General features: G+C 31.9%; 26 protein-coding genes. 15 read left to right on the top strand and 11 right to left on the bottom strand.

The annotated features are described in order from the left end of the window. Position 1: 1 nt before the first annotated feature. The 6 genes from PW52_RS13980 (at position 2) to PW52_RS13955 (ending at position 4,921) form a co-directional block, all read left to right on the top strand. Positions 2 to 907: a ParB/RepB/Spo0J family partition protein gene (locus tag PW52_RS13980; RefSeq protein ID WP_044633595.1), complete on the top strand. Its 906-nt coding sequence runs from the start codon at positions 2 to 4 to the stop codon at positions 905 to 907. Further along, on the top strand, positions 897 to 1,523 hold the full coding sequence (locus PW52_RS13975) for a DUF5683 domain-containing protein (protein ID WP_044633643.1): 627 nt from the start codon (positions 897 to 899) through the stop codon (positions 1,521 to 1,523). Before PW52_RS13980 ends, PW52_RS13975 begins: the two co-directional genes overlap by 11 nt. Before the next feature lie 32 nt (positions 1,524 to 1,555). Then, positions 1,556 to 2,260, top strand: coding sequence for a 4-hydroxy-tetrahydrodipicolinate reductase (gene dapB / locus PW52_RS13970; RefSeq protein ID WP_044633594.1), 705 nt, complete (start codon positions 1,556 to 1,558; stop codon positions 2,258 to 2,260). Positions 2,261 to 2,325: 65 nt separating this feature from the next. After that, positions 2,326 to 3,897: a signal peptidase I gene (lepB, locus tag PW52_RS13965; protein WP_044633593.1), complete on the top strand. Its 1,572-nt coding sequence runs from the start codon at positions 2,326 to 2,328 to the stop codon at positions 3,895 to 3,897. 92 nt (positions 3,898 to 3,989) lie between these two features. Then, positions 3,990 to 4,613: a WbqC family protein gene (locus PW52_RS13960; RefSeq protein ID WP_205618142.1), complete on the top strand. Its 624-nt coding sequence runs from the start codon at positions 3,990 to 3,992 to the stop codon at positions 4,611 to 4,613. Continuing rightward, complete coding sequence (locus PW52_RS13955) at positions 4,613 to 4,921, top strand: DUF6122 family protein (protein ID WP_044633591.1); 309 nt, start codon at positions 4,613 to 4,615, stop codon at positions 4,919 to 4,921. Before PW52_RS13960 ends, PW52_RS13955 begins: the two co-directional genes overlap by 1 nt. A gap of 1 nt (position 4,922) precedes the next feature. On the opposite strand, the gene PW52_RS13950 is transcribed toward PW52_RS13955, so the two are convergent. The 9 genes from PW52_RS13950 to PW52_RS13910 form a co-directional block, all read right to left on the bottom strand. After that, entirely contained in the window at positions 4,923 to 5,819 is an 897-nt protein-coding gene (locus tag PW52_RS13950; RefSeq protein WP_044633590.1) for a hypothetical protein, read from the bottom strand. 116 nt (positions 5,820 to 5,935) lie between these two features. Then, complete coding sequence (locus PW52_RS13945) at positions 5,936 to 6,961, bottom strand: endonuclease/exonuclease/phosphatase family protein (protein ID WP_044633589.1); 1,026 nt, start codon at positions 6,959 to 6,961, stop codon at positions 5,936 to 5,938. 54 nt (positions 6,962 to 7,015) lie between these two features. Continuing rightward, a complete protein-coding gene (locus PW52_RS13940) occupies positions 7,016 to 7,864 on the bottom strand; it encodes a rhomboid family protein (RefSeq protein ID WP_044633588.1) in 849 nt (282 codons plus the stop codon). Beyond that, complete coding sequence (locus PW52_RS13935) at positions 7,864 to 8,592, bottom strand: rhomboid family intramembrane serine protease (RefSeq protein ID WP_044633587.1); 729 nt, start codon at positions 8,590 to 8,592, stop codon at positions 7,864 to 7,866. Before PW52_RS13935 ends, PW52_RS13940 begins: the two co-directional genes overlap by 1 nt. Before the next feature lie 43 nt (positions 8,593 to 8,635). Further along, positions 8,636 to 10,516, bottom strand: coding sequence for a DNA mismatch repair endonuclease MutL (mutL, locus tag PW52_RS13930; RefSeq protein ID WP_044633586.1), 1,881 nt, complete (start codon positions 10,514 to 10,516; stop codon positions 8,636 to 8,638). Positions 10,517 to 10,522: 6 nt separating this feature from the next. Beyond that, positions 10,523 to 10,804, bottom strand: a complete 282-nt coding sequence (locus PW52_RS13925) for a hypothetical protein (protein WP_044633585.1) — start codon at positions 10,802 to 10,804, stop codon at positions 10,523 to 10,525. A gap of 16 nt (positions 10,805 to 10,820) precedes the next feature. Then, positions 10,821 to 11,051 (bottom strand): hypothetical protein, encoded by a 231-nt coding sequence (locus PW52_RS13920; RefSeq protein ID WP_044633584.1) that lies wholly within the window; start codon positions 11,049 to 11,051, stop codon positions 10,821 to 10,823. Between the two features lie 124 nt (positions 11,052 to 11,175). Further along, on the bottom strand, positions 11,176 to 11,661 hold the full coding sequence (ribH, locus tag PW52_RS13915; protein ID WP_044633583.1) for a 6,7-dimethyl-8-ribityllumazine synthase: 486 nt from the start codon (positions 11,659 to 11,661) through the stop codon (positions 11,176 to 11,178). A gap of 3 nt (positions 11,662 to 11,664) precedes the next feature. Next, a complete protein-coding gene (locus tag PW52_RS13910) occupies positions 11,665 to 12,441 on the bottom strand; it encodes a tetratricopeptide repeat protein (RefSeq protein WP_044633582.1) in 777 nt (258 codons plus the stop codon). Positions 12,442 to 12,579: 138 nt separating this feature from the next. On the opposite strand from PW52_RS13910, the gene recF reads away from it, so the two are divergent. From recF to PW52_RS13890, 4 genes are all read left to right on the top strand, one after another. Beyond that, on the top strand, positions 12,580 to 13,659 hold the full coding sequence (recF, locus tag PW52_RS13905) for a DNA replication/repair protein RecF (protein ID WP_044633581.1): 1,080 nt from the start codon (positions 12,580 to 12,582) through the stop codon (positions 13,657 to 13,659). Between the two features lie 5 nt (positions 13,660 to 13,664). Beyond that, complete coding sequence (locus PW52_RS13900; protein ID WP_044633580.1) at positions 13,665 to 13,961, top strand: DUF721 domain-containing protein; 297 nt, start codon at positions 13,665 to 13,667, stop codon at positions 13,959 to 13,961. A gap of 93 nt (positions 13,962 to 14,054) precedes the next feature. After that, a complete protein-coding gene (locus tag PW52_RS13895; RefSeq protein ID WP_044633579.1) occupies positions 14,055 to 14,246 on the top strand; it encodes a cold-shock protein in 192 nt (63 codons plus the stop codon). A 170-nt stretch (positions 14,247 to 14,416) separates the two neighbouring features. Continuing rightward, positions 14,417 to 14,605: a cold-shock protein gene (locus tag PW52_RS13890; RefSeq protein WP_044633578.1), complete on the top strand. Its 189-nt coding sequence runs from the start codon at positions 14,417 to 14,419 to the stop codon at positions 14,603 to 14,605. A gap of 90 nt (positions 14,606 to 14,695) precedes the next feature. On the opposite strand, the gene PW52_RS13885 is transcribed toward PW52_RS13890, so the two are convergent. Continuing rightward, positions 14,696 to 15,115, bottom strand: coding sequence for a nucleoside-diphosphate kinase (locus tag PW52_RS13885; RefSeq protein WP_044633577.1), 420 nt, complete (start codon positions 15,113 to 15,115; stop codon positions 14,696 to 14,698). Between the two features lie 86 nt (positions 15,116 to 15,201). Here PW52_RS13885 and PW52_RS13880 point away from each other — a divergent pair, with 86 nt between their 5' ends. From PW52_RS13880 to PW52_RS13860, 5 genes are read left to right on the top strand one after another with little or no spacing between them, the layout of a single operon-like run. Next, positions 15,202 to 16,221, top strand: coding sequence for a DHH family phosphoesterase (locus tag PW52_RS13880; protein ID WP_044633576.1), 1,020 nt, complete (start codon positions 15,202 to 15,204; stop codon positions 16,219 to 16,221). Beyond that, positions 16,214 to 16,750, top strand: a complete 537-nt coding sequence (gene gldI, locus PW52_RS13875) for a gliding motility-associated peptidyl-prolyl isomerase GldI (RefSeq protein WP_044633575.1) — start codon at positions 16,214 to 16,216, stop codon at positions 16,748 to 16,750. The genes PW52_RS13880 and gldI overlap by 8 nt, the downstream gene beginning before the upstream one ends. A 2-nt stretch (positions 16,751 to 16,752) precedes the next feature. Next, positions 16,753 to 17,880, top strand: coding sequence for a peptidylprolyl isomerase (locus PW52_RS13870; RefSeq protein ID WP_044633574.1), 1,128 nt, complete (start codon positions 16,753 to 16,755; stop codon positions 17,878 to 17,880). Positions 17,881 to 17,933: 53 nt separating this feature from the next. Then, positions 17,934 to 18,857 (top strand): prolipoprotein diacylglyceryl transferase, encoded by a 924-nt coding sequence (lgt, locus tag PW52_RS13865; protein WP_044633573.1) that lies wholly within the window; start codon positions 17,934 to 17,936, stop codon positions 18,855 to 18,857. Beyond that, the gene (locus tag PW52_RS13860; RefSeq protein WP_044633572.1) at positions 18,857 to 19,339 is read left to right on the top strand and encodes a DUF192 domain-containing protein; all 483 of its coding nucleotides are present in this window, start codon (positions 18,857 to 18,859) and stop codon (positions 19,337 to 19,339) included. The genes lgt and PW52_RS13860 overlap by 1 nt, the downstream gene beginning before the upstream one ends. A 165-nt stretch (positions 19,340 to 19,504) precedes the next feature. Here PW52_RS13860 and era read toward each other — a convergent pair whose 3' ends face one another. Then, positions 19,505 to 20,386 (bottom strand): GTPase Era, encoded by an 882-nt coding sequence (gene era, locus PW52_RS13855; RefSeq protein ID WP_044633571.1) that lies wholly within the window; start codon positions 20,384 to 20,386, stop codon positions 19,505 to 19,507. Positions 20,387 to 20,428 lie beyond the last annotated feature (42 nt).

Genomic DNA, 20,428 nt, shown 5'->3' with positions numbered 1-20,428 from the left:
TATGGCGAAGGCAAACAAGAAACAAGCTTTAGGAAGAGGCTTATCGGCCTTATTAAAAGATCCGGATAACGATATCCAGTCAGCACAAGATAAAAATGCTGATAAAGTTATTGGCAATATAGTTGAATTAGATTTAGAGCATATTGAAGTTAATCCGTTTCAACCACGAACAAATTTTAGTGAAGAATCATTACGCGAATTAGCATCTTCAATAAGAGAGTTAGGCATCATTCAACCTATTACGGTTAGAAAGATGGCACATAACAAATACCAATTGGTTTCTGGTGAACGTCGTTTTAGAGCTTCAAAATTAATTAATCTTGAAACTATTCCTGCCTATGTAAGAATAGCCAACGACCAAGAATCGCTAGAAATGGCCTTGGTTGAAAACATTCAACGTCAAGATTTAGATCCTATTGAAATTGCATTATCATACCAACGTTTAATCGACGAGATAAATTTAACCCAAGAACAAATGAGTGAGCGCGTAGGCAAAAAACGCTCAACCATTACTAATTATTTGCGTTTATTAAAATTAGATCCTATTATTCAAACAGGTATGCGTGATGGCTTTATATCTATGGGTCATGGTCGCGCTTTAATTGCCATAGACGACACCAGTATACAGCTTGATATTTACGAAAGTATTCTTACCAAAAAGTTATCGGTTAGAGATACCGAAAATATGGTTCGTAATATAAACTCCCCAAGCAATAATGCTTCTGCAAGTAAAGCAGATAATGACATACCGACGTTTATAAAAACCGGAATTAATTCGTTTTCGGAATACTTTGGGCATAAAATTGACGTTAAAGTCTCTAAAAACGGTAAAGGAAAAATTACTATTCCCTTTCATTCCGAAGAAGATTTTAACCGTATTAAAAAATTAGTTGAAGGTGCTAAATAAAACCGTAATAGCAAGTCTTTTATTTTTATTCTGTAGTTTTTCATTACTAGCTCAAAACGAAAACAAAACCAAAGAATCAAAAAAACAACAACTTCCAGAAGAAGTCGTTATCGATTCTATTTTTGAAATTCGAGAACCTATTGATGCCTTACGACCAGCAAAAGCCGCCTTTTTCTCGGCCATTTTACCAGGTTTAGGCCAAGTGTACAACAAAAAATACTGGAAAGTTCCATTAGTTTATGCGGCACTTGGTACAGGGCTATATTTTTATATTGATAATAACAAACAGTACAATCGTTACCGTGATGCTTATAAAAGTAGACTTGCAGGTTTTACAAATGATGAATTTTATTACGATACCAATGGAACACTATTAGACGAGCCTAGAATATCTACAGACAATCTTGAAACTGCGCAAGATTTTTACAAACAACAAAAAGAAATTTCATTATTAGTAACTATTGGTTTATATGCTTTAAACATAATTGATGCTAATGTTGATGCGCATTTAATGCAATACAACGTAGATGAAAACTTATCTTTGGCCCCACATTACGAGTTTAATGAAATTAACGCTACAAATAATTTAGGCCTTACATTAAATTTTAAGTTTTAGCCTTTATAAAACAGAATTACCATTATAAACATATGAAAATAGCTTTACTAGGATACGGAAAAATGGGCAAAACCATTGAACAAATTGCCATTAACCGCGGACATGAAATTGTTTTAAAAATAGACAAAGACAACACCGATTACGATATTACACTGGCCGATGTTGCTATAGACTTTAGTATTCCAAACGTGGCTTTTAATAATATTTCTAACTGCTTAAATAATGGTGTTCCTGTAATTTCAGGCACTACTGGTTGGCTAGATAATTTCGACAATGCTGTTGCCTTATGTAACGAAAAAAAAGGCGCATTTATTTATGCATCAAATTTTAGTTTAGGAGTTAATATTTTCTTTGAAATGAATAAGTACTTAGCAAAAATGATGAGTAACTTAAAACAATACAACGTTTCAATGGAAGAAATTCATCACACCCAAAAACTTGATGCACCAAGCGGTACTGCTATTTCTTTAGCCAACGATATAATTTCAAACAATAATAATTTTAGCGATTGGAAATTAGATGAAAACGGAGAAAACATAATTCCAATTACAGCAAAACGTATTGAAGATGTTCCAGGTACACATACCATTACTTACGCTAGCGAAGTAGACACCATAACCATAGACCACGTTGCCCATAACCGCCAAGGCTTTGCACTAGGAGCAGTAATCGCTGCCGAATGGATTATTGGCAAAACAGGTGTATTTACTATGAACGACGTGTTAAATATTGGTTAAAACTACTTAAGTTTGTAACTAATAAATTCAGTATAGCACTAACAAAACAATAAAAATTTAAAATTATGACTTGGTCTCAGTGGTTTATTTTCTTTTTAATTATTCAAGTAATTCATGGTTTAGGCACCTGGAAACTTTATATTAAAGCAGGTAAACAAGCTTGGGAAGCATTTGTTCCGGTTTATAATGCCGTAATTTTAATGAAAATAATTAACCGCCCTTGGTGGTGGACAATTTTATTATTCCTACCCATTGTAAACCTAATCATGTTTATTGTAGTTTGGGTAGAAACTGCCAGAAGTTTTGGTAAAAACACTCATTTAGACACTGCCCTTGCTGTTTTAACCTTAGGTTTTTACAACTACTATTTAAATTATGTTGCAGATGTAAGTTATATTGAGAACAGGAGTTTACAACCAAAATCTGGTTCTGGTGAATGGACAAGTTCTATTTTATTCGCTATCGTGGCTGCAACTATTGTACACACTTATTTTATACAGCCATTTACTATTCCGTCGTCGTCCCTAGAAAAATCGTTGCTAGTTGGCGACTTTTTATTTGTTAGTAAATTTCACTACGGTGCGCGTGTACCAAACACAACTGTAGCTGCTCCAATGGTACACGACACTATTCCTATATTACAAAAGAAATCGTATTTATTCGACGACCATAAGGATAGTAAGTCATGGAAAAACTTGTTACAACTACCATATTTACGCATTCCTGGATTTGAAAAAATAGAGCGTAACGATATTGTAGTATTTAACCAACCAGCCGATACGCTTTTAGATATGAATAATTTTCATCCAGATCGTAATTACTACAAGCCAATCGATAAAAAAACCAACTTAGTTAAACGTTGTGTTGGTGTTGCTGGTGATACTTTAGAAGTTCGCGATGGTTTTGTTTATATTAACGGAAAGAAAAACGAACTACCGGATAGAGCTCACTTACAATTTAGCTATTTTGTACAGCCTAAAACGAGTCAGTTTAACCCAAAATACTTAAAAGATCGCTACGATATTACTGATGGTTTTGGAATTATAAATAACCAAAACACCTATTATTTTTCAGCTATTTCAGATGAAGCATTAGCCAAATTTAAAAACAACCCAAATGTAGTTAGCATTACGCCCAACATAAAAGAAAAAGGCGAGCGCGATCCTAGTATTTTTCCGCATGACCCAAATTACAACTGGAATATAGATCAGTTTGGACCACTTTATATTCCTGAAGAAGGAAAAAGTATAGCAATTACAGTAGATAATTTACCACTTTATAAACGTGCCATTACAGAATACGAAGGCAATACCTTAAGCGTAAACGGCAACCAAATTTTAATAAATGGTGAAGTGGCCAACAGCTACACCTTTAAACAAAATTATTATTGGATGATGGGCGATAACCGCCACAACTCTATCGATGCTCGTGCGTGGGGATTTGTACCGTTTAGCCATGTGGTTGGTAAACCGGTGTTTATTTGGATGAGTTGGGATGGCTCTAGCCCACGTTGGAAACGCTTTTTTACAACCGTTTCTGGTACTGGAAAAGCAACCTCTTTCTTAATTCCATTTTTAGTTTTAATAGCTGCTTATTTTGGGTTTAGCCAATGGCGTAAGCGTAAGAAGGCAGAATAACAAAAACTATCGAAACACTTCATACACTTTAAGCGATTTAAAACATTAAGACAACTTCTATTAAGATTCCCACTATAGTGGGAATTTAGATTATGAACATTATTATCCACCCAACATATTTTCCAAACATTAAACACTTTGTTGCTATGGCAAATGCAGACGAAGTATGTTTTGAAATGGATGATAATTTTATAAAACAAACCTACCGTAATCGTACAAATATTTACGGCGCAAACGGAAAACTTACTTTAAATATTCCAGTTAGTTACTCGCAAAAAAACAGACAAAAATACCGCGACGTTAAAATTTTTAATGAAGAAAAATGGCAACTTAATCATTGGAAATCTTTAGAATCGGCTTACAAAACTTCACCTTTTTTTGAATTTTATGAAGATGAATTACAACCATTATTTACAACAAAACAAGACTATATTCTAGATTTTAATTTGAAGTGTTTTGAGGTAATTTGTGATTGTTTACAATTGGATTTAAATTTTACTAAATCTGAAACTTATCAAAAAGAAATAAACGATAAAACAGATTTTAGACCACTAGTTAATGCAAAAAAGGAAAGCACGCCTAACTTTGATAGCTACACCCAAGTTTTTAGCAGTAAACACGGTTTTATACCCAATTTAAGTATTCTGGATTTACTATTTAACGAAGGCCCAAATGCCTTAAATTATTTAGAGTCTCAGCAACTAAATGCAATATAATGCTACAACCCATTGTACATTACGGCACACACTTTTTATTACCACTTGTAATTGCTTTATTGTTTTATAAAGCCAACTGGAAAATTGCCTACCTAACCATGGTTGCTGGAATATTAATAGATTTAGACCATTTATTAGCCACACCAATTTTCGACTCGGGTCGTTGTAGTATTGGCTATCATCCGTTACATTCTGGGTTTACTATTTTGTTTTATATATTTCTTCTAGTACCTAAAAAATCGCGATTAGTGGCCTTAGGCCTCGTAATTCACATTATTGCCGATATTTTAGATTGCCTTTTTATGTAAGCTATATTCCGCCGTAAATTAAATCTTCTTGTAAATCGGTTATTTCAACAAGCGTTTCGTCTACAACTAAGCGCGTACTATAAGCTTTACAAGCCTTCCATTCTTCTTTGTAATATTTTTTAACCTCTTTTAAATCCTTCTTGCTAATAAGTGGTGATTTTGAAAACATGGTATCTGGCAATAATCGCGCACCATGCAGAATTCCATATCGTAATGTTCCTAAATACAGCCTAAATAATAAGTTTAAAAAGCTGTTTTTAAATCCGCGACGTTTGGTCATGTTAATATACTTACCCATAAATTGCATCGCTTTTAATTGTTTTTCGGAATAGGATTTGTGTTTTCTAGATAAATCTAAATTACTTAAATCTACAGTAGCTTCTAAAGCATTTGCAATGCCTCCTATAAATGCTTTAGAATCATTTTTTAAATCGTTGTAAACTAAAACAAGCGGTTTTTTATTAAAGTTTTTTTCTAATATTTTTATTTGTCTATCGTAGTCCATATGTTCTTTTTTAAAGAACCCTGAATCATTTTGTACATCAAAAAAATCTTTAAAACTTCCTGTAAAACCATTTTTTACATACCTGCGATACTCTGATGCTATATAGCTATCATGCCTTCTAAATACAATAATTGCTAAGGTATTTGGGTATGCTTTTGCAAAACGCTCTACTTCTTTTTTAAAAACACGTCGATCTAACTCTCGAGACACTAAATATCGGTTGTGTTCGCCTTTTTTTATAATTTTAATAGCTTTTTTGTAGCGTGTACGTTGAATATATGAAAGGCCTTGTAACTTTGGGAATACGCGATATTGTAAAAAAGTTGTTCCTGTTTTTGCGGTACCTACATGAAAAAAAACTTCAGGTTGTTGTGTATTGTGTTGCGTTTGCATTGTTAAAAACTAAATGGTTATTAATAAACAAACATAGCTTGTAAAGATTATTATAAAGTTATCGGGAAATAGCTATAAAGCTAATTTTTAAGCAAACATGTTAAGTAGAAGTTATGCTATTTTTTTAAACTTAAAGTTGTTGTAATTGGATAATGATCGGAATAGTAGTTATCGTATGTTTTAAAACCATTTACATTAAAAGCTTGATCTGCAAAAATAAAGTCTATACGAATAGGAAAGAATTTAAAATGATATGTACGACCAAAACCAGAACCCGCCTGAATAAATGTATCGTTTAAATCTCCTTTTATAGTTTTATATACATATGAAAAAGCGGTGTTATTAAAATCGCCACAAATAATCATTTTATAATCACATTGCTTTTTGTGCATTAAAAACAATTCCGTTTGAAACTGTTGCATTTTAAATGTATTGCTAATACGATTAAACAAACGCTCGGAGTTCTCCTTTTTTAAACTTTCAACCTGTGTGTTAATTCGCATAGACTCCAAATGAATATTATACACACGAATAGTATCATTTCCTTTAACAACATCGGCATAAATGGCATTATTTGATGTATTTGGAAACTCAATAGAACCCGAGTTTATTATGGGAAACTGAGAGTAAATGGCTTGTCCCGATTTTATTTTTTTACCTGAAAGCTTTTCATACTTATATTTAAAAAAGGATAAATTAACATCCTCCCGAGAATGATATTCTTGAAGGCTTAAAATATCTGGCGATTCTGTCTTAATTAAATCTATAATTTTAGCATCAACATCGGTTCCTGGTAACCATTCGTATAAATTAAACAAACGAACATTATAATTCATCACTTTAAAATTACCGCTATCTTCAATATTTTTAGCAGATGAAAACTTGTAAAGCGAACCAAAGCCAAAATAACCTATGAGCAATACGGTTAAAGACAGCATAAACTTTCGTTTAAACTTAATTAACCAATAAATAAAAAATACAACATTAAGTATTATTAAAAACGAAACCCCTAAATTAAGTACTGCAAGTATGCTAAAGGTTTTAGGTGGCAAAAACGGTAAAATATAAGACAGCAAAAGTAATACAGCAACTACCGTATTTAAAAAATAAACTATTTTATTCGTGAAGCTTAGTTTACTCATAGCTTTCTACTATATATGCCTTAGTTTTTAAACTTTAGCTTCTAGCTTTAACAGTTATTTCCCTGCTCTAAACAGAAATTCTTTCTCTTCTGATGTTAAACTATCGTATCCACTTTTACTTATTTTATCTAGAATTACATCAATCTTTTTTTGATTATTAAACTTATTAAAATCAGCTTTAGTATAACCCCCAACTTTATTTTTATTCTTATGTACTGTTTTTAATGGTCCTTTTTTTGAGGGCTTAAATAAATTAAAAATTTTATCCATAAAGCGCTCAAAGTCTTTACCTATATCCGTTCCATTTTGTAATTGCTTAGCATAAATATATCCAAGAATAGCACCACCTATATGTGCCAAATTACCACCAGCATTAGCTCCAAACAACCCAAAAAAATCTAACAGAATGATACCCAAACCAATATACCACAATTTAATATTGAAAGTAAAAAATCGTACATCTTGATTAGGCATATAAGCACATAAAAATATAAGCAATGCTCTTACACCCGCCGATGCACCAAGCAATCTGGAATAACCACCAAATAAATTTGGCAACAAGGTATATCCTAAAATAAATAAAAATCCTCCTAGAATAACACCTAAAAAATAGATATTTAAAGCCGTTTTAGAACTAAATAAATTTAAAAACATACGCCCTAAAAAATACAACCAAAGCATATTAAATAAAACATGCATAAAATCGAAATGTACAAACGCATAACTTATTATTGTCCATGGTTTAATAATAAATTCGCTAAAACTACTAGGTAATTCTAACCAAACCATTTGATTTTTAAATAAAAGGGTCAAAACAAATACTACCAAATTAATGGCAATAATTTTTTCTAACACATTTAGGTTTGTAAATTTATATTTTAAATCTTGAACAAAAGCGCTCATTAATACCCACGATTTTGGTTAAACTGATTTTTTTTCCAGTACCACATAATGATAAACCCGGTAATAGCACCACCAACGTGAGCCATATAAGCTGTGTTACTTGGACTAAAAAAGGATTGTCCTGTTATACCTGAAACTAAATCTAATATAATAATTCCTGGGATAAAATACTTGGCTTTTATAGGAATTGGAAGAAAAATCATCATAAGTTCTGCATTAGGGTTCATCATTCCAAAAGCAGCTAAAATTCCCATAATACATCCTGAAGCACCAACCATTGAAGCATAATAAATCTCGTTAAACTCTTGTCCTATTGCACGAAATACTTTGCCTTCTTTAAATACTTCTAAAATTTGATCTTGTGTAAAACCTAAAGCCATAGCTTCTTGCTCCATAGGAATATATTTAAAATAATAATACCCTAACTGTAATGCCACAGCACCTAAACCAGCTGATATATAAACAAATAAAAAACGTTTTGATCCTAAAACATTCTCTACAGGCGAACCAAACATCCAAAGCGCAAACATATTAAACAACAAATGTGTAAAGCCACCATGCATAAACATATGTGTTATAATTTGCCAAGGTTTAAAAGCTTCGTTTTTTGGAAAATATAAGGCAAACCATTCATAAAATAATTGACCTCCACCTATTGTTAATGTACCTATAAACACTAATACATTAATAATTATTAAGTGTTTTACGGTATCTGAAATTCTCATCATAATTTAAATTCTCTTTTTATAAACCTATATGCTGTAGGTTACATCATATAAATTTTTTATCTAACTCATCAACACTCATCGTAATAAATGTTGTTTTATTAGTTGGCGAAACGTTTGGCTCTTTACAAGCAAAAAGCTTATTTACCAAGTGTTCTTGTTCATCTTTTTTTAAAGCCTGCCCTGTTTTAATTGCTAAACTTTTAGCCATAGATTTTGCTAGTAAATCGGCCGCACTAAAATTACTATCGGGCACCTCGTTTTCTACATCGCTTATTAACTGTTCTAAAATAATAGACACTTCACTTTCGGGAACACCTACCGGAACTCCAGTAATTTCAACCGTTTCTTTAGTTATTTCTGAAAATAAAAATCCTGTAAATTCTAAATCTTCTTTTAATTGACTGATAATTTCTACATCTTGTTTTGAAAAATGTAGCTGTAGCGGAAATAATAACTGCTGACTTGTAGCTTCTTTTATAGTAAGATTCTTTAAAAAATCTTCATATAAAACCCTTTGATGTGCACGGTATTGATCGATAACCAACATACCAGATTTTATTGTGCTTACAATGTATTTATTGTGAATTTGATAGGTTGTATTAGCTTGTTCTACCTCATTATTATCAAACATTGAAGCCGTTTGCTCTTCACTTTCAAATTGAACTTCACTAAAATCTACAGATGTCTCATTGTTATTATTTATTTCTTTTGAAGCCACACCAATATACAAACTATCCCAATTATTTGGAGTTGGTTTAAACGATGTAGTTTGTCTACCAGAGAAAGACGGTTTAGATTCTGTTTTAATAGGTTCGTTTTTAAACGGATTAAAACTTCTATCAACCTCAATTTGCGGTGCTTTAATATTAATTTTTTGCTGGGTATACGAGGTATCTAAATTAGGATCTCTATCAAAGTCTAAAACTGGCGCTATATTAAATTGCCCTAAACTATGTTTTACAGCCGAACGTAAAATAGCGTAAAGCGTATGCTCGTCGTCAAACTTAATTTCAGTTTTAGTGGGGTGAATATTAATATCTATGGTTTGCGGATCTACATCTAAATTTAAAAAATAGCTCGCGTGTGTTCCGTTTTTTAATAAACCTTCAAACGCGGAGGCAATTGCATGATTTAAATAAGCACTTTTTATAAATCTATTATTCACAAAAAAATACTGCTCACCTCGTGTTTTTTTGGCAAACTCGGGCTTACCAACAAAACCAGAAATTTTAAGTACTTCGGTATCTTCGTTAACTGGCACCAACTTTTCATTGGTTTTACTTCCAAAAATATTTACAATACGTTGCCTAAAATTACTAACCGGCAAATTAAAGGTTTCGCTTCCGTTATTGTAAAAAAGAAAATTTATAGAAGGATGAGCTAAAGCTACACGATGAAACTCATCCATAATATGGCGTAATTCTACCGCATCAGATTTTAAAAAATTACGTCGTGCTGGTATATTAAAAAACAAGTTTTTTACCGCAACCGATGTGCCTTTTGGGGTTACCACAATTTCTTGTGTAATCACCTTGCTACCCTCTATTTGTATGGTGTTACCAACATCGTCTGTTTCTTGTTTTGTTTTAAGCTCTACATGGGCAATGGCTGCAATACTCGCCAGAGCTTCACCACGAAATCCTTTAGTGTTAAGCTGAAATAAATCGTCTGCAGATTTAATTTTTGAAGTAGCATGACGCTCAAAACTTAAACGTGCATCTGTAGTACTCATGCCCTTGCCATCATCTATTACCTGTACTAAGGTTTTACCTGCATCTTTAATAATTAATTTTATAGTATTAGCTCCCGCATCAATAGCATTTTCAAGAAGTTCTTTTACTACCGAAGCTGGGCGCTGTACAACTTCTCCTGCGGCTATTTGGTTTGCTACATGATCGGGTAAAAGTTGTATAATGTCTGCCATAAATAATTATGAAAAAAATATAGATAAATCGAAATCGATTATAAATAAAAATATTAAAACTAAAACTCCAACTATAATTAAAATTCTCCTATTAGCTTCTTTATCTGGATTTTTATAATCGTCTAAAGCTTCGTTAAATCGGGTTTTTATGCTTTTATTAGTTTCAACGGTTTTTCTAAAATTGTCGAATTTATGTTTAATTTCAAACGGATTACCTTCACCTTTATCGTCAAAATAACGTGGTTGATAATTAAATTTTTTGTTTTTACGTGTTTTTAAAAGTCCCATACTGTTTAGCTTTAAGTTACATGTATTTTTTTTCGAGTAAATACATACAAATCAATAATAATACCAAAGCCAAAATTAAAGTACGCATTGGCATAATGCCTTTTACTTTTTTTCTGTTACCAACACTATTTCGCCATTTTGAAGCAAAGTCTTTTTTATCTGTTTCACTTTCGTGAGATTGTTCTTTATTTTCCTTTGAAAATCGAGGTTGATAATTAAAAGTTCTGGGCTTACGTTGTTTAAACAAAATTGTGGTATTTAAACCCCAAAAATACTTAAAAATAGGCAGAAACTAAGTGGAGAAATGCCAAAAATTGTTAACATTAATGCTTAATGACGGGAGACTGTTGATGACTTAAAAAAGTTTACTATTAATTATTTGACCTTAAATTAGCCATTTTTATTGCAGCTATAGCGGCCTCTGTACCTTTATTTCCATGTTTACCTCCAGCACGATCTATGGCTTGCTGCATGGTATTATCGGTAAGTACACAAAATACTACTGGTGTATCTGTAATTATATTTAAATCTTTTATACCTTGAGTAACACCTTCGCAAACAAAATCAAAGTGTTTGGTTTCGCCTTGTATTACACTTCCAATAGCAATTACAGCATCAACATTTTGCTCTATCATTTTTTTGCAGCCATAAATTAGCTCGAAGCTTCCTGGTACATCCCAACGAATTATAGAATTGTGAGGTACACCGTTATCAATTAAGGCATCAAAAGCACCTTGGTATAAACCTTCTGTGATGTTTTCGTTCCACTCTGAAACAACAATCCCAAACCGAAAGTTATTCGCGTTTGGGATTGTGTTTTTATCGTATTGTGATAAGTTTTTATTTTCTGTAGCCATATATTATTTATTAGCCAACACTTGCGCTTTACCAATTAAAACTTCAACCTGCGAAGCTTCAGTTGAATTAGAGTAATCTTCTTTTATAGTCTCGAAGTAACCTAATGCTTTACTTGCTTTTCCTAATTCTAAAGCTATTACACCTGCTTTATACAAATACATTGGTGTAGTGTATTCGTTATCTCGCATATTTGCTGCTTCTTCGTAGTAACTTAAAGCATCTTCTGGTTGATTTAATTGAGCAAAGGCATCACCTATATTTCCTTTTGCTAATGGGGCTAAAACCTCATCTTCACTGCTAAAATCACTTAAATACTCAATAGCATTTTTGTAATCTTTCAAATTTAAGTATGCCGTACCAGCATAATAATTTGCTAAATTAGCAGACGGTGTTCCGCTGTATTCATCAATAATATCTAACATACCGAATTTACCTTCTCCTCCAGTTAATGCTAAATTAAATAATGAATCTTTCGCTGCACCTGCATTATTTACAGCCTCGTTAAAATACTTTTGCGCCTGGAACATATCGTTCATGGCGTTAGTTTGTTTTGGCTTAGCAATAAACTCTTTGTACCCCATAGAACCAAGAACTATTAAGGCTACAACACCAATTATAATAAATATATATTTTTGATTTTTTTCTACAAAAGCCTCTGTTTTCGAAGCTGTTTCATCTAAAGTATTAAATACTTCAGCCGTAGTAGAATCCTCTTCAATATCAATTTGCTTTTCTACTTTTGTTTGTGGTTTCCCACCTTTCTTTTTATAAGTCGCCATGCTATGCTGTCTAAATTAATGTGGCGCAAAAATAAAATTTTTCTTCATAACTAAAAGCCTATTTATTTGATATTTTTCAATAATTTGCGCTTCTTTAAGCTTGCAAGCCTTTAAATGCATTTATAGTTGCCTTTTTTTATGATTTTAAAATCACTTTCTTTACTTAATTACAAAAATTTTGAGAGTAAATCGTTTGTTTTTAACAACAAAATTAACTGTATCGTTGGTAATAATGGTATTGGAAAAACAAATGTACTCGATGCAATTTATCATTTATCTTTCGGAAAAAGTTATTTTAACCCTGTAGCATCGCAAAACATAAAACACGATGAAGATTTTTTTGTAATAAATGGTAATTATGAAAAAATTGAAACGGAAGAAAAAATAACGATAAGCCTAAAACGTGGCCAAAAAAAAATTATTAAACGTAACGGAAAAGCTTACGAAAAATTTAGTGAACATATTGGTTTTTTACCTTTAGTCATTGTTTCGCCGGCCGATAGAGACTTAATTATTGAAGGTAGCGATACCCGCCGAAAATTTATTGACAGTGTAATTTCGCAAAGCGACAAAACTTATTTAAACCAATTAATTAGTTATAATAAAACTCTTGCACAACGTAATGCATTATTAAAATATTTTGCACTAAACCATACGTTTAATCAAGACACACTAGATGTTTATAACAACCAATTAAACGAATACGGCTCTCAAGTTTTTAAAAAACGTGATGCCTTTTTACAAGAATTTATTCCTATTTTTAAGTCGCGCTACAACGCTATTAGTAATGGTAATGAAGAGGTAGATTTGGTATACAATAGCCATTTATTTGATAATGATTTAAACACACTTTTAAAACAAGCCATTAATAAAGATAAAGCACTACAATACACTAGTGTTGGCATACATAAAGACGATTTACAATTTAATATTGAAACGCACCCCATTAAAAAATTCGGGAGCCAAGGACAACAAAAATCATTTTTAATAGCCTTAAAATTAGCACAGTTCGATTTTATAAAAGCCCAAAGCGGAGTTAATCCTATTTTATTACTCGATGATATTTTTGATAAATTAGATGAAAACCGAGTTGCACAAATTATTAAATTAGTTAACGATGAAAATTTTGGCCAGTTATTTATTAGCGATACACATGCTAACAGAACCGAAAATGCTGTAAAACAAGTACACCAAAGCTACGAGATATTTAACCTGTAAAAACTATGGCAAAACGAAACCACGACCACTTAAGTATTAGCGATGCGCTAAAGCAGTTTGTTGAAACTAACAAGTTAGATAAAGGCCTAGATAAAGTAAACGTTGCCAATGCCTGGGAAAATTTAATGGGTAACGGCATAAACAACTATACCACTTCGGTTAGTTTAGATCGTGAAACCCTTTATGTTAGTTTAAGTTCCAGTGTACTTCGTGAAGAATTAAGCTATGGAAAACAAAAAATAATTAACATGCTTAACGAGGAGTTAGGCAAAGAAATTATTAAAAAACTGATTTTAAGATAAATTCATTTAAAAATTTATTTAAAATAAACCACTAAAAAATCACTTACTATACTTATTTACATTACCTTTGCATCTTAATTTAATAAAAATACAATGAGTAAAGGTACCGTAAAATTCTTCAATGATTCAAAAGGATTTGGATTTATCGTAGAAGACGACAACAACAAAGAACATTTCGTACACATTTCAGGACTTATCGATGAAATTCGTGAAGGCGATAATGTTGAATTCGATCTACAAGAAGGTAGAAAAGGATTGAACGCCGTAAACGTAAAAGTAATCTAAACATATACTTTAACAATTACAACTCAAAAAGTCTGTTGAAAATTTATTTTCAACAGGCTTTTTTTTTATCTTTCGGGTGTCTAACTTTTTGTTAAATAGATATCTAATAATTATTATTTGGCACTGAGTTTGCAATAACATAAATAATTAATTTAATATCTTAAAAAAAAATGACAGGAACAGTAAAATTCTTTAACGATTCAAAAGGATTTGGATTTATCGTTGAAGATGGTTCAAAAAAAGAACATTTCGTTCACATCTCTGGTTTAATTGATGAAATTAACCAAGGAGATAATGTAGAATTCGAACTACAAGAAGGAAGAAAAGGTTTAAACGCAGTAAACGTAAAAATTATTTAATATATATAAAATAAATAATTGCTAACCTCTTTAAAAATAAAAACCCGCCAAATAGCGGGTTTTTTAATATTGTATGTTACAAAAATGGGCTTAAAAAGTATCTCTTCCTGCAAAATGGAAAGCACCTTCTATAGCAGCATTATCGTCACTATCGCTGCCATGTACCGCGTTTTCGCTAATAGATGTTGCAAATAATTTTCTAATAGTACCTTCGGCTGCATCTTCTGGATTTGTAGCCCCAATTAAAGTTCTAAAATCTTCAACAGCATTATCTTTTTCAAGAATAGCTGCAACAATTGGACCTCTAGTCATGTATTCAACTAAATCTCCATAAAATGGGCGCTCGCTGTGTATTGCATAAAATTCTTCAGCATCTGCTTTCGTTAACTGTGTTAATTTCATTGCTACAATTTTAAATCCTGAAGCCGAAATTTTTTCTAATATTGCACCAATGTGTCCTTTTTCAACAGCATCAGGCTTAAGCATTGTAAATGTTCTATTCGTTGCCATGTAAGTTATTTATTTGCCTGCAAAAGTAATGTATTTAAAATTAAAAACAAGCTATTCAATTTTAAAAAATTGTATCTTCGCCAACTATGAATAAAACAGATTTAACGCACATAAAACACTTATTTTCAACACCAAAGAAAATTATAATTGTTGCTCATAAAAATCCTGATGGCGATGCCATTGGTTCGTCTCTAGGCTTATTTCATTACTTAAAAAAAATAAATCACGAGGTTCAAGTAATAATGCCAAACGATTACCCAGAATTTTTAAAATGGATTCCGGGAAATGATACTATATTAAAATACGAAGAATCCGTTGAAGCCTGCGACAGTTATATTAACAATGCTGACATCATTTTCACCTTAGATTTTAACGCGTTTCATCGCACTGGAAATATGGAAGAAGCGTTAACAAATTCTAGTGCAATAAAAATAATGATAGATCATCACCAGTCCCCAGACACTTATTCTAATTTCACCTATAGTGATGTAAATATGAGTTCAACCTGTGAAATGGTTTATAATTACATTAATATGTTAGGGCATGAAAATTATATCGACACAAATGTAGCCACCTGCCTATATGTTGGTATTATGACAGATACAGGCTCATTCCGTTTTCCTTCAACCACAGGAAAAACACATCAAATAATTGCCAGTCTAATTGAAAAAGGAGCTAATAATTCGCAAATACATAATAACATATACGACACTAATAGTTATGACCGCCTTCAACTTTTGGGCTGCGCACTTAATAATTTAAGAGTTATTCCCGAGAGTCGCACCGCTTACATTACTCTTTCACAGGAAGAACTTAATCGTTATAACTTTAAAAAAGGGTTTACCGAAGGTTTTGTTAACTACGGCTTATCGCTTCAAGGTATTGTTTTAGCAGCCATTTTTATTGAAGACAAACACGAAGGTATTATTAAAATCTCATTGCGCTCTAAAGGTAATTTTTCAGTTAATTTAATGTCTCGTGAACATTTTAACGGTGGCGGACATACCAATGCTGCCGGTGGCAGAAGCACCTTAACGTTAACCGAAACCGTTGAAAATTTTATTAGTATATTACCAAACTATAAACACGCTCTTAAGAATGAATAAATTTTTAACCTTTTTATTATTAGTTTTTATCTTTGGATGTAAATCGCCCGAAGCCAGACGCCCTGTTTCGGTAAAATCGGGTTCGTTTATAAATGAATCTATTGAGCGAAATAAAAAATTAAACGCCAAAGAACATGCGTTAATTGAAAAACTAATGCAAAAACAAGAGCAAGAATACATTGCTTCAGATAATGGGTTTTGGTATTACTATAACAATAAAATTGAAGCAGATACATTGTCAACACCTCAATTTGGCGATATTGTAAACTATAATTACAATGTAAAAACTTTAAACGGCTATGAAATTTATTCCACCGAGGACATAAAAACTCAAAATTATGCCATGGATAAAGAAGAATTGTTTTCTGGTATGCGAGAAGGTTTAAAACTAATGAAAGCTGGCGAAACAGTTACCTTTATATTTCCATCGCAAAAAGCCTATGGTTATTATGGAGACGAGAATAAAATTCAACATAACACACCTTTAATTTGTAAAGTAACCTTAAACTCCATTACCCAAACCCAATAAAAATGAATATTTATAGCAAATCCGCTTTCATTTTAAGCCTATTATTTTTAATTAACCTAACTTCTTGTAAAGCACAATATCCTGAATTAGAAGATGGTATTTACGCCGAATTTATAACAACTAAAGGCGTTATGGTTGCAAAACTAGAAGTTGAAAAAACTCCCATTACCGTAGCTAATTTTGTATCACTTGCGGAAGGTACAAATACTATGGTGGATAGTGCTTATAAAGGCAAAAAATATTATAACAACCTTATTTTCCATAGAGTTATCGATAAGTTTATGATACAAGGTGGCGACCCAACTACAACAGGTATGGGAAATCCTGGGTATAAATTTAAAGATGAATTTCATCCTGATTTAAAACATGACAAACCCGGTATTTTATCTATGGCAAACTCTGGACCAAACAGCAATGGTAGTCAATTTTTCATAACCGAAGTCCCCAAACCTCACCTCGACAATGTACACAGTGTTTTTGGTAAATTGGTTATTGGCATTAATATTCAAGATTCCATATCAAACGTTGACGTTGATGGTAGGAAACGGCCAAAAGAAGATGTTGTTATTACTGAATTAAATATTATTAGAAAAGGTAAAACAGCAAAAAAATTTAAGGCAAACGATATATTTATTAATCATTTTGCAGAAGAAGAACGACTTGCAAAAGAAAAAGCTGAAAAAGAGGCCGCCATAATAACAGCTTCAAAAACAAAATTTGATGCTCAAAAGTCGCAAGCTGCAACGCTTGAATCAGGTTTAAAATATTTCATTTCAGAAAAAGGTACTGGCGAAAAACTAAGAGATGGCGACATCGTATTGTGTCATTATGCCGTATATTTCGAAAACGCCAAACTACTTGAAACCAGTAAACTTGAAATTGCAGAAGCCCTTGATGCTGTAAACGAAAAACGGAAATTGGCCGATAAGTATGAAGCCGTAGAATTAGAATTAAGTGCAGATGCACCTTTAATTGCAGGTTTAAAAGAAGGCTTAAAACAACTAAGTTTAGGTGATAAAGCCACATTTTTTATTCCATATCATTTAGCCTATGGCGAATATGGAAATAGAGGTATTCCTGGAAAATCGAATTTAATTTTCGAGATAGAAACCATCTCACTTATTAATTAAAAATTAACAAAAAACATTGTATTTACGGTTATCTTTACCCAAAAATTACGCATATGCATTTACTAAAACTCGATTGGAACCCCGTTACTGGTATTGATATTATTGGAAATCTTAAAATCCATTTTTATAGCCTAATGTGGGTTGCTGCCTTTGTAATTGGTTGGTACATAATGAAACGTGTTTTTACGAAAGAAAAAATTTCGTTAGACTACCTAGACCCGTTATTCATATATACGGTTTTAGCCACTATGCTTGGAGCGAGATTAGGCCACGTGTTGTTCTATCAATCGGAATTAATACAAGAAGATTTCTTTAGTATTTTTCTTCCTTTTAGTTTTAAAAACGGTATAGAATTTACAGGTTTCCAAGGTTTAGCCAGTCACGGAGCTGCCATTGGTATTATTATTGGCATGTATTTATACCGTAAAAAATACAACTACAAATCTATTTTATGGATTTTAGATCGCATTGTACTTGCTGTTGCTTCTGGTGCTGTTTTTATTAGAATAGGAAACTTTATAAATTCGGAAATTATTGGTAAAAAGTCTGGCGATTTCCCATTAGGCGTTCGTTTTATTCAAGACTATTATAACAAATATGAAGCAACTCAAATTACAGGTATAAAAGATATTCAAAAAGCCTACGATGCCATTGCCAATAATTCGGCGTTATTAGAAGCTATTCCGTACAGACATCCAGCGCAACTGTACGAATCGTTTTGTTATATTTTTGTTTTCTTAATTTTATTGTATTTCTACGCTAAAACTAAAAAAAGCGAGCAAACCGGATTTTTATTTGGCTTATTTTTAATTTTATTATGGTCCATTCGCTTAGTTATTGAGTTTTTTAAAGAACCACAAGGTGAAGAATATATTAACTGGTTTGGCTTAAACACAGGGCAATGGTTAAGTATTCCGTTTATTTTAATTGGTTTATATTTTATGTTTGTTTACAAACCTAAAACAGCAGTAAAGTAATGACTATTAAAAGCTATTTTTCTGTTTTATTTTTAAGTTTGGTACTTGTTTTTACGTCGTGTAAAGAAGAAAAAAAAGTAATTAAACAAACCGAAGTTACTTTTACTAAAGAAGGTGAGTTAACTATTTTTAAAAAAGATAGCACTCTAGTAAATTTTGATATAGAAATTGCCGAAACCGAATACGAAACTCAAACCGGTTTAATGTATAGAAATAGTATGAAACCAACTCGTGGCATGCTTTTTATTTTTAACAATATGCAACCGCGGTCGTTTTACATGAAGAACACAAAAATAGCTTTAGATCTTATTTTTATTGACGATAAAAATAAAATCGTGAGTTTTCAAAAAAACGCAAAACCCTATAATGAAGCTTCGTTATCATCTAAGGTACCTGCAAAATATGTATTTGAAATCAATACAGGTTTAGTTGATGAAAAACAAATTTCTATTGGAGATAGCATTAGTTTCCAAACACTTTAATAAGTTATAAAAACAAAAAAGCCCTAATTGAAAAGTGAAGAAACATCAATTAAAGCTTTTTTAAAACTAACTAACTCAAAACTTGTCAAATTTTATTTTTTTGACATTGCAAATATGTAGTTATTATATTAACTTATTGTTATCCTAATAAAAACTTACTATTATTTAATTATTATAGCCAAAACGCCTTAATTGGTTTTGATTACTTCTCCAATTCTTATTTACTTTAACATATAAATCGAGGTGAATTTGCTTTCCAAAGAAGGCCTCTAAATCTTTCCTTGCTTCTACTCCTACTCGTTTTAAAGCACTACCTTTATGGCCTATAATAATGCCTTTTTGCGTCTCGCGTTCAACCATTATAACGGAGCGTACTCGAATTATTTTTTCTTCTTCTAAAAACTCTTCAGTATCAACCTCAACAGCATAAGGAATTTCTTTTTTGTAATGTAGCAGAATTTTTTCTCGAATAGTTTCATTAATAAAAAAGCGCTCTGGCTTATCTGTTAATTGATCTTTAGGGTAAAACGGCGGAGACTCTGGAAGCATTTCTATAATTCTATTAAATACTTCTTCCACTTGAAAACCTTCTAAAGCAGAAATAGGAATAATTTCGGCATTTGGTACTTGTTTAGCCCAAAGCTGTACTTGTTCTTCCAATTGTTCCTGGTTTGAAATATCAATTTTATTTAAAAGTAATAAAACAGGTATTTTAGAATTGGTTATCTTATTAAAGAAGGCTTCATCTTTTAAAGCTTTTTCTCCAATTTCCACCATGTAAATAAGCACATCGGCATCTTCGAAGGCCGATTTCACAAAACCCATCATAGATTCTTGTAACTCGTAAGCAGGTTTAATAATACCAGGTGTATCGCTTAAAACTACCTGAAAATCTTCTCCATTAACAATACCTAAAATACGATGACGTGTTGTTTGCGCCTTCGATGTAATAATGGATAGTTTCTCTCCTACAAAAGCATTCATTAGTGTAGATTTACCAACGTTAGGATTTCCAATAATATTAACAAAACCAGCTTTATGCTTCATATTTTAAAATTTTATATACCGCAAAGGTACAATTTGGTAATT

It is taken from the genome of Neotamlana sedimentorum (assembly GCF_000943565.1).
GTDB classification, from domain to species: Bacteria; Bacteroidota; Bacteroidia; order Flavobacteriales; family Flavobacteriaceae; genus Neotamlana; species Neotamlana sedimentorum.
Note: the sequence above shows the minus strand (reverse complement) of the source record. Positions and strands in the feature narration are given on the sequence as shown.